This is a genomic window from Bacteroides caecigallinarum (assembly GCF_021531075.1).
Lineage (GTDB): Bacteria > Bacteroidota > Bacteroidia > Bacteroidales > Bacteroidaceae > Phocaeicola > Phocaeicola caecigallinarum_B.
The window spans coordinates 1-255 of the sequence record NZ_JADYTJ010000175.1 but is presented as its reverse complement, the minus strand read 5'-3'; the positions used below and the strand labels follow the sequence as shown (position 1 = coordinate 255).

Sequence of the window (255 nt, the reverse complement as noted above, 5' to 3'; positions counted from 1 at the left end):
AATGATTTGGAGACAGATCAGCCGCAAGGCATGTATGAAGGTGCTGCATGGTTGTCGTCAGCTCGTGCCGTGAGGTGTCGGCTTAAGTGCCATAACGAGCGCAACCCTTTCTGCCAGTTACTAACAGATAGCGCTGAGGACTCTGGCGGTACTGCCATCGTAAGATGTGAGGAAGGTGGGGATGACGTCAAATCAGCACGGCCCTTACGTCCGGGGCTACACACGTGTTACAATGGGGGGTACAGAAGGCAGCTT

At 54.1% G+C, this 255-nt stretch carries 1 rRNA gene; it reads left to right on the top strand.

Annotation, left to right across the window (positions count from 1 at the left end):
• Nucleotides 1-255: ribosomal RNA gene (locus tag I6E11_RS15560) — 16S ribosomal RNA — on the top strand; the annotation flags it as partial.